The sequence below is a fragment of the Tomitella cavernea genome (genome assembly GCF_016599145.1).
Taxonomy (GTDB): domain Bacteria; phylum Actinomycetota; class Actinomycetes; order Mycobacteriales; family Mycobacteriaceae; genus Tomitella; species Tomitella cavernae.
The window spans coordinates 1-8,747 of record NZ_JAENKO010000082.1 but is presented as its reverse complement, the minus strand read 5'-3'; the positions used below and the strand labels follow the sequence as shown (position 1 = coordinate 8,747).

8 protein-coding genes and 1 pseudogene are annotated in these 8,747 nt (G+C 72.9%); 3 read left to right on the top strand and 6 right to left on the bottom strand.

The window, feature by feature from the left end; translation table 11 throughout:
- From JJ683_RS17995 to clpS, 3 genes are all read right to left on the bottom strand, one after another.
- A partial coding sequence (locus tag JJ683_RS17995) for a P1 family peptidase (RefSeq protein ID WP_200176142.1) occupies positions 1-579 on the bottom strand: 579 nt, incomplete at its 3' end.
- A 38-nt stretch (positions 580-617) separates the two neighbouring features.
- Complete coding sequence (gene aosR, locus JJ683_RS17990; protein WP_200176140.1) at positions 618-1,193, bottom strand: oxidative stress transcriptional regulator AosR; 576 nt, start codon at positions 1,191-1,193, stop codon at positions 618-620.
- 65 nt (positions 1,194-1,258) lie between these two features.
- Positions 1,259-1,555, bottom strand: coding sequence for an ATP-dependent Clp protease adapter ClpS (gene clpS / locus JJ683_RS17985; RefSeq protein WP_372435339.1), 297 nt, complete (start codon positions 1,553-1,555; stop codon positions 1,259-1,261).
- 210 nt (positions 1,556-1,765) lie between these two features.
- Here clpS and JJ683_RS17980 point away from each other — a divergent pair, with 210 nt between their 5' ends.
- The 3 genes from JJ683_RS17980 to JJ683_RS17970 all read left to right on the top strand — a co-directional run bounded on the left by JJ683_RS17980 (position 1,766) and on the right by JJ683_RS17970 (position 6,030).
- Complete coding sequence (locus tag JJ683_RS17980) at positions 1,766-3,067, top strand: nicotinate phosphoribosyltransferase (RefSeq protein WP_200176144.1); 1,302 nt, start codon at positions 1,766-1,768, stop codon at positions 3,065-3,067.
- A gap of 94 nt (positions 3,068-3,161) precedes the next feature.
- Entirely contained in the window at positions 3,162-3,803 is a 642-nt protein-coding gene (locus tag JJ683_RS17975; protein WP_200176136.1) for an isochorismatase family protein, read from the top strand.
- 55 nt (positions 3,804-3,858) lie between these two features.
- Positions 3,859-6,030 (top strand): ATP-dependent DNA helicase, encoded by a 2,172-nt coding sequence (locus JJ683_RS17970; RefSeq protein WP_200176133.1) that lies wholly within the window; start codon positions 3,859-3,861, stop codon positions 6,028-6,030.
- An 11-nt stretch (positions 6,031-6,041) separates the two neighbouring features.
- Here JJ683_RS17970 and JJ683_RS17965 read toward each other — a convergent pair whose 3' ends face one another.
- From JJ683_RS17965 to JJ683_RS17955, 3 genes and pseudogenes are all read right to left on the bottom strand, one after another.
- Positions 6,042-6,809, bottom strand: coding sequence for a peptidyl-tRNA hydrolase (locus JJ683_RS17965; protein WP_307811041.1), 768 nt, complete (start codon positions 6,807-6,809; stop codon positions 6,042-6,044).
- A gap of 99 nt (positions 6,810-6,908) precedes the next feature.
- Positions 6,909-8,138 (bottom strand): phosphoserine phosphatase SerB, encoded by a 1,230-nt coding sequence (serB, locus tag JJ683_RS17960; protein WP_200176131.1) that lies wholly within the window; start codon positions 8,136-8,138, stop codon positions 6,909-6,911.
- Between the two features lie 261 nt (positions 8,139-8,399).
- Positions 8,400-8,747 (bottom strand): annotated as a pseudogene (locus JJ683_RS17955) (cytochrome ubiquinol oxidase subunit I); the annotation flags it as partial.

Below are 8,747 nucleotides of genomic sequence, written 5' to 3'. Positions count from 1 at the left end.
CGAGTCCCCGCCCGCGGTGGCGATCGCCGCCGCGCCGGGCGCGTCCGCCGCACCCCGACCGCCTGCTGTCCGCCCACCCGCAGCCGCGGCCGCCGTCGCCGCGTATCCGAAGGCCGCGTCCGGACGGTTGCGCCAGCCGCCCACGGGCAGGTCGAAAATCACCGCGCCGGGCACGATGGGCACCGCTTTGCCGGCGCCGCCCATCGGGATGCCCACGCCCTCGTCCTCCAGGCGGCGCATCACGCCGTCGGCGGCGGCCAGCCCGAAGGCGCTGCCGCCGGTGAGCAGGATCGCGTGCACCCGCTGGACGGTGTGCGCCGGGTCCAACAGGTCGGTCTCGCGCGTGCCGGGGCCCCCGCCGCGCACGTCCACCGCCGCCACCGCACCGTCGTCGGGCATGCGCACCACCGTGCACCCGGTGGCCCAGCCGCCGCCGTCCGACGACCCGTCCGCCGCGCCGACGGTGACGCCCGCGTCCAGCCGGTGCGCGTGGCCCACGCGGATGCCCGGGACGTCGACGATCGCGTTGACGGCGCCGGGCGACGCGTCGGGCCGTCCGTGCACGTCACCCACCGCCACCCGCTTTTCCCGGTACCGCACTCACGCCCCGACTCCCGTCACTGCATCATCACCTGCACCAGGCTGTCCTGAACCCACGTGGCCCAGTGGTAGATGTCCATCTCGCCGGCGCGCGGGTCGTCCTCGGGAGGGTGCTCCGGGGTGTCCGCGTCGATGCCCAGCGCCGCGCCCAGCGCCAGCCGCACGTCGTTGAGCGCGGTCACCCAGGAGTCGGCCTGCTCCGCCGTCAGCGTGACCCGGCCGCCGCCCTCCGGCAGCGACGCGAGCATCTCCCGCGCCACTCGCCGCTTTTCCCCGATGATGTCCAACTCGTGCAGGCTGCGCAGCGCGCCGTTGAGGTCGGCACCCTCCGCCGGGTCGGCGCCCTTGTCGTGCTCGGGCCGGTGGAAGTCCGGCAGCAGGCGTGCCAGGATCGGGTCGCTGGGCGCCTCGTTGCTGCCCGAACGCATGCCGGTGAGCGCCGCGAGATCGTCCTGCGGAGTCTCCTGTTCCCGCGCGTCGAGCATCCCCACCACCGACGTCACCATCGAGCGGAGCACTGCCGACTCGTGGTCGCTGATGTCCGATCGGAACCGCACGCCCCCCAGCGAATGCTTCCTCGTCCACTCACGCACTTGGGTTCCCGACTCCGATCAGTTCGTATCGCGGATCAGCCCGCCCAGCTTATTCGCCCCGTTGCTCATTCGCCCCGTTGCATCGTCGCCCATAATCCGGCGGCATGCAGGCGGCGGACGTCGTTCTCCATCTTGTCGCGGCCACCGGAACTGACGACCGCCTTGCCCTCGTTGTGCACCTTCATCATCAGCTCGTTCGCCTTCTCCTTGCTGTAGCCGAACAGCTTCTGGAAGACGAACGCCACATAGTGCATGAGGTTCACCGGATCGTCCCACACGATGGTCACCCAGGGTTGGTCGATCTCCTCGAGCTCGTCGAGTTCCTCGTCCACCTGCGGTTCCGCGGCGGGCGCGCTGGGCATCGGTGCAGCCATGCCCCAAGGGTACGGCCCGCCACCGCCCCGGGCTACGGCCCCGCCGAACCCGCGGGACCGCGAACTCCGGCCAGTTCAGACCTCGCCGGACCGCGCGGCCCGGTCTGGCACGCCCGGCTCCGGGGGCCTTAGGTTGAGGGGGTGAACCCGTCTTCCGCACCTGCCGAGCATGCGGGCAGCACCGCGCTGCTCACGGACATGTACGAGCTGACCATGCTTCGCGCCGCGCTGGCGGGCGGGGCGGCGCACCGGCGCTGCGCCTTCGAAGTGTTCGCCCGGCGGCTGCCCGACGGACGGCGCTACGGGATCGTCGGCGGCACCGGACGCCTGCTCGACGCCCTGGCGCACTTCCGCTTCGGCGACGCCGAGCTGGAGCCGCTGCGCGGGGTCCTGGACACCCGCACTCTCGAATGGCTGGAGGGCTTCCGGTTCTCCGGCGACATCGACGGGTACCAGGAAGGCGAGTTGTATTTTCCGGGGTCGCCGATCCTGTCGGTGCGCGGCACGTTCGCCGAGTGCGTCGTGCTGGAGACTCTCGTGCTGTCGATACTCAACCACGATTCGGCCATTGCCTCGGCGGCCGCACGCATGGCTCACGCAGCGGGTCCGCGCACCCTGATCGAGATGGGGTCGCGGCGCACGCACGAGCAGGCCGCGGTGGCCGCCGCGCGCGCCGCCTACGTGGGCGGCTTCGACGCGACCTCCAACCTCGAGGCCGTGCGCCGCCACGGCATCCCCGGCGCCGGGACGAGCGCGCACGCGTTCACCCTGCTGCACACCACGGGGGACGGGCCGGACGAGTCGGCCGCCTTCCGCGCGCAGGTGGCGGCACTGGGAACCGGAACCACACTGCTGGTGGACACCTACGACATCACCGAGGGCGTCCGGCGGGCGGTCGCGGTGGCGGGCACCGGACTGGGGGCGGTGCGTATCGACTCGGGCGATCTGGGCGAGATGGCCCGGCAGGTGCGCACCCAGCTCGACGGACTTGGCGCCACCGGCACGAAGATCGTCGTCTCCGGCGATCTCGACGAATACGGGATCGCCGCCCTGCGCGCCGAACCCGTCGACGCGTACGGGGTGGGCACCTCGCTGGTCACCGGCGCGGGCGCGCCCACCGCCGGCATGGTGTACAAGCTCGTCGAGGTCGACGGCGTCCCCGTCGCCAAGCGCAGCACGGACAAACCCTCGCGCGGCGGCGCCAAGAGGGCTGTGCGCGCGGTACGCCCCACCGGCACGATCGTCGAAGAAGTCGTCTACCGGGCCGGCGCCGGCTTCTCCGACCCGGACGGCCTCGATGCCGCCGGAGCCCTCGCGGGGCCGGGCCTGCACGCCGAACAGCTGCTGCGCCCGCTGGTGCGCGGCGGTGCACCCGCACCCGGGCGGGGCGGGATCGACGGTGCGCGCACGCTGGTGGCGGAAAGGCTCACCGGCCTGCCCTGGGAGGGCCTGCGGCTCACGCACGGCCTGCCCGCGGTGACGACCCGGTTCCTCCCCTGACCACGGCCGCCGGAAGCGGGATTCGTCCGGCCGGTGGACTGCACTCGGGCCCGCGAGCACAGTGGAGGCACACCCGCAGTCGAAGGAGCACCGCATGACCGGCAACACCCGGGCCACGCCCGCAGCGCGCCGCGAACACCGGGCCCTGATCATCGTCGACGTGCAGAACGACTTCTGCGAGGGCGGCACACTGGCGGTGCCGGGCGGTGCGGCGGTCGCCGCATCGATCCGCCGCTTCCTCACTGAACACCGCGCCGAGTACTCCGCCGTCGTCGCAACCCGCGATCACCACATCGATCCCGGCCGGCACTTCGCCGCAGCCGGCACCGAACCGGACTACGTCACCACCTGGCCGGTCCACTGCCGTGCCCACACCCCCGGTGCCGAGCCGCACCCGGAACTCGGCAGTCCCACGCTCGACGCCGTCTTCTACTCGGGCCAGTACGACGACGGCTACTCCGGCTTCGACGGCACCACCGATGCCGATCTGGCTGAAGCCGGCGGCGTTGCACTCGGCGACTGGCTGCGCGATCAGGGCATCAGCGCCGTCGACGTCGTCGGGATCGCGACCGACCATTGCGTGCGCGCGACGGCACTCGACGCCGCAACCGCGGGATTCCCCACGCGCGTGCTGCTGGAGCACACCGCGGGCGTCGCCGCGGACACCGTGGCGACCGCACTCGATCAGATGCGTGCGGCGGGCGCGGAACTGGTGGGCACGGTCCCGCACCCGTGACGGACGGCCGAATCCGGCATGCGGGCCGCCCGGCGCGAACGGATAGGCTCGTGTGATGCCGCAGCCCGCCGTCGACGCCTCCGACACCGACGCCACTGCCACAGACGCCACTGCCACAGACGCCACTGCCACCGCGACTCCCGACGCCCCGGAGGCGGGAGCCGACGGGACCGCTTCGGCGACGGTCGCGGGCCTGCTCGACCTCGCAGTCGCATCGGTCGGCGGTGCGCAGCGTCCCGGGCAGATCCGGATGGCGTCGGCCGTCGAGCACGCCATCGACACCGGCGAGCACCTGGCCGTGCAGGCCGGCACCGGCACCGGCAAGTCGTTGGCCTACCTGGTCCCGGCCGTGGAGCACGCGGTGCGCACCGGCCGCACGGTGGTGGTCTCCACCGCCACCATCGCGCTGCAGCGCCAGCTGGTGGAGCGCGACCTGCCGCGGCTCGCCGACGCCCTGGCGCCCGCCCTGCCCCGGCGCCCCGAGTTCGCCATCCTCAAAGGCCGCGGCAACTACCTGTGCCTCAATAAGCTGTCGTCGGGTGCGGCGGACGAACAGCCGGACGAGGAGCTGTTCGACCCGTTCGCCGTCTCCCGCCTGGGCCGCGAGATCAAGCGGCTGCGGGAATGGTCCGACGAGACCGACACCGGCGACCGCGACGACTTGGCCCCCGGCGTCACCGACACGGCGTGGCGGCAGGCCAGCGTGAGCGCCCGCGAATGCCTGGGCGCGTCGCGCTGCCCGCACGGCACCGACTGCTTCGCCGAACGCGCGCGCGCCGCCGCCGGCGGGGCCGACGTCGTCGTCACGAATCACGCTTTGCTTGCGATCGACGCCATCACCGGCGTCCCGGTACTGCCCGAACACGATGTGGTCATCATCGACGAGGCGCACGAGTTGGTGGACCGGGTCACCGGGGTGGCCACCGCAGAGCTCACCGGGCCCGCCGTGGCCGCGGCGGTCAAGCGGTGCGCGCGCCTGATCGAGGAGCAGGACTCCGACCGGCTGCAGGAGGCCGGAGAGAACCTGGCCGACGCCCTGTCCGATTGCCCCGAGGGCGCGTGGCAGCGCGTGCCGGACGCGGCGGGGTCCGCCCTCGCCGCTCTGCGTGACGCCGCGTGGGCGGCGCGCACCGCGATCGGCCCCGTCAAGCAGGGGATGACGGCGTCGGACCCTGAGGCGGCTGCGGCCCGCACCGCCGCGCTGAGCCAGCTGGACGAGCTGCACGACACCGCCGTGCGCGTGCTCAGCGCCTTCGACGATCCGGACCCGGCCCGGCGGCGGGATGTGGTGTGGCTGGCCGACGAGGATCGCCGCGGGCACGTGGTGCGCGTGGCGCCGCTGTCGGTGGCCGGGATGCTGCGTGCCCGGTTGTTCGGCGAGGCCACGACCATTCTCACCTCCGCCACGCTCACGGTGGGCGGATCCTTCGACGGCCTGGCCATCGACTGGGGTCTGCCGCCGGCCACCCAGTCCCCCGCAGTCCGCACGATCGACCCGGACCTGGCCACCGGCAAGGAGGTGCCCGCCGACAAGCCGGATTCCGAGCGTCCCGCCGCAGTCCGGTGGAGTTCGCTCGACGTCGGCTCGCCGTTCGATCATGCGCGGGCCGGCATCCTCTACGTGGCCGCACACCTGCCGCCGCCGGGACGCGACGGGCAGTCGCCGGCGTTGCTCGATGAGATCGCCGGCCTGGTCTCCTCGGCCGGGGGACGCACCCTCGGATTGTTCTCGTCCATGCGCGCCGCCCGCGCCGCTGCGGACGCGATGCGGGAACGGCTCGACACGCCGGTGCTGTGCCAGGGCGAGGACTCCACCGGGCAACTGGTGAGCAGATTCGCCGACGACCCGGCCACGTCCCTTTTCGGCACGCTCTCCCTGTGGCAGGGAGTGGACGTGCCCGGCCCGTCGCTGTCGCTGGTGCTCATCGACCGCATCCCGTTCCCGCGGCCCGACGACCCGCTTCTGGGCGCCCGCCAGCGCGCCGTCGAATCGCGGGGCGGCAACGGTTTCATGGCCATCGCAGCCAACCATGCGGCACTGCTGCTGGCGCAGGGCGTCGGCCGCCTGCTGCGCAGCACCACCGACCGCGGGGTGGTCGCGGTTCTCGACTCGCGGCTGGCCACGGCACGCTACGGCGGCTACCTGCGGGCGTCTCTGCCCCCGTTCTGGGAGACGACCGACGGCGATGCGGCGCGCGGCGCTCTCGCACGGCTCGGGGCCGGCTGACCGACGGCGGCCTACGGCAGGCCGTGCAGCTCGGCGATCACCGTCATCGACCCCGGCGCCACCTCGGTGAAGCCCGCGTCGCGGACCGCGACCGCCTCCCCCTCACGCACCTGCTCCTGCAGCCGCGCCCACTGCTCCGGCGGCGCGTCGCGGACGCTGCAGGCGTAGTCGTGCCGCGCCCAGTTCCGCACCTGCTCGAAGGTCATGGCGCCCGCGAGGATCATGGCCGCGTGCCCCGCCTGCGCCGCGGCCTTGCCGGTGGACATGCCCAGCGCGGCGTCGATCCAGATGACGGGCAGCTTGGCGGCAGGCCTGTCCGGGTCGTCGTCGGGCAGGTCCGTGCCGCTGATCTGCAGCTTCTTCACGCGCGGGTCCAGCTGGCCGACGGGCCCGGGAACCAAGGCACGCGCCTCGGCTCCCCCGCACGCCGCGGTGATCCCGGGGAGAGCCTGCACGTCCTCCCACTGCTTGCCGCGGGCGCGTCGCGTCACCTTGCGGATGCGGGCGCTCACCCAGGCGTGCACGGCCGAGCCCCACTCGCCGCCCGGCCCGCTCCGCTCGTCCAGGCACAGCGCGACCGCAGCGGTGGCGGCGGCCGCGAGCAGATCGCTGCGCGCCGGGGGGTCGCGCTTCTCGATGTGCAGCACCACTTGCATCGCCAGCACATCCGAGGGTTCCGCCGGGTCGGCCGCCGAACCGTAGCCGCGGGCGAGCACCCCGTGGCGGGCCTCGAAGGTATTGGTGAGGACGGCCTGGTGCGCCTGCTGCGGAGAGCGCACGTCACCGCGCAGCCACTGCCATGCCTTCTGCACCACCGAGCGCCCGTCGCCCGCATCCGTTCCCGTCACGCGCCATCCCTCCCGTGATTCGCCGTCAGGTCAGTCGTCGATCGGCACCCGGCGCACAAGGCCGTCCACCGCGTCGGCCGCCTCGACCTCGTCCCGGGTGACGCCCAGGATGAACAGCACCGCGTCGAGGAACGGGTAGTTGAGCGACGCGTCCGCCACCTCTTGCAGCGCGGGCTTGCCGTTGAACGCGATACCGAGCCCCGCGGCCGTGAGCATGTCGATGTCGTTGGCGCCGTCGCCCACGGCCACCGTCTGCTCCAGCGACACACCAGCGCCCTCGGCGAACCGACGGAGCGCCACGGCCTTCTCGGCGCGGTCGACCACCGTGCCCACCACGCGACCGGTGAGCCTGCCGTCGACGATCTCCAGCTCGTTGGCGAGCGCGAAGTCCAGCTCGAGCTCGCGCGCCAGGCCCGCGATCACCTGAGTGAAACCGCCGGACACCACGCCGCAGCGGTATCCGATGCGTTTGAGGGTGCGGATAGTGGTGCGCGCACCCGGCGTGAGCTGGATGGCCGCGCCCACCTCCTCGACTACCGACGCCGGAAGCCCCTCCAGCACGGCGACGCGCCGGTGCAGCGATTCGGCGAAGTCGATCTCGCCGCGCATCGCCGACTCGGTGACCGCCCGCACCTCGGCCTTCTTGCCGGCGTGGGCGGCGAGCATCTCGATGACCTCGCCCTGGATCAACGTCGAATCCACGTCGAACACGATGAGCCGCTTGGAACGCCGGGCCAGCCCTCCGCGGTCCACGGCGACGTCGACGTCCTGCGTGGCCGCGGCCTCTGCGACCGACGCGCGCAGTGCGGCGTCCTCGCGGACGCTCCGGCCCGGCGTGGATACCTGCATCTCAAGCCCGGTCACGGGGTAGTCGGCGATCCCCCGGATCGCGTCGATGTTCGCGCCGCAGTCGGCGATGGCACGCGCGATGGCTTGGAATGCGCTGGCCGTCACCGGGCGCCCCAGCACCACGATGGCATGGGTGGACACCTCGTGACCGCGCGCCGGGTCCACGCCCAGCGCCACGTCCACGGTCATCCCGATATCGACCGCCGCCCGTTCGAGGTCGCCGCGCAGCGGCGCCGACTCGGGCGGCGCGGCCACCAGCACTCCCAGCGTCAGCCGGCCCCGGATGACGACCTGTTCGACATCGAGAAGGCTCACGTTGTGCGCCGACAGCACAGAGAACACCGCGGACGAGACGCCCGGCTTGTCCGGGCCGGTCACCGTGACCAGCAGAGTGGAATCCGTTTCGGTCACCGACCGGAACCTCCTTACACGCTCGCGTGCCGGGAAGAGGCACCGGCAGCAATCTCATCACGAACTGCACGGCGGCGGGGCGGCAACCCTCTCCGCTCGTGCCGCAGACTACATCCGGCGGCGCCGTCCCGGCCCCGATTGCGGCCCCGGGGATGCGGACCCGCAGATGCGAGGGCGGCCCCTCCCCGATGCCGGGGAGGGGCCGCCCTCGTTGGTCGGGGCCCGCGGTTCACCTCATGACCGCGGTGCACCCGGGACCGGTCACTTGTCGCGTTCCAGCGTGGCGGTGCCGCCGCCGTGGCCGACGCCGACGAGCTCCTCGTCGTGGGCTCCGGAGCCCGGCCCCACGTGGGCCTCGGCACGCATGCGCTCGACCATGTGCGGGTAGTGCAGCTCGAACGCCGGACGCTCCGAGCGGATGCGCGGCAGTTCGGTGAAGTTGTGCCGCGGCGGCGGGCAGGACGTCGCCCACTCGAGGGAGTTGCCGTAGCCCCACGGGTCGTCCACGGTGACGACCTCGCCGTACCGGTAGCTCTTGAACACGTTCCACAGGAACGGCAGCGTCGAGGCGCCGAGCACGAACGCGAAGATCGTCGACACCGTGTTCAG

Bases quoted from the DNA above. Each gene is read 5' to 3' on its own strand.
- clpS (WP_372435339.1), bottom strand. From the start codon at position 1,555: ATGCCCAGCGCGCCCGCCGCGGAACCGCAGGTGGACGAGGAACTCGAC.
- JJ683_RS17980 (WP_200176144.1), top strand. From the start codon at position 1,766: ATGTACGAGCTGACCATGCTTCGCGCCGCGCTGGCGGGCGGGGCGGCG.
- JJ683_RS17975 (WP_200176136.1), top strand. From the start codon at position 3,162: ATGACCGGCAACACCCGGGCCACGCCCGCAGCGCGCCGCGAACACCGG.
- JJ683_RS17970 (WP_200176133.1), top strand. From the start codon at position 3,859: ATGCCGCAGCCCGCCGTCGACGCCTCCGACACCGACGCCACTGCCACA.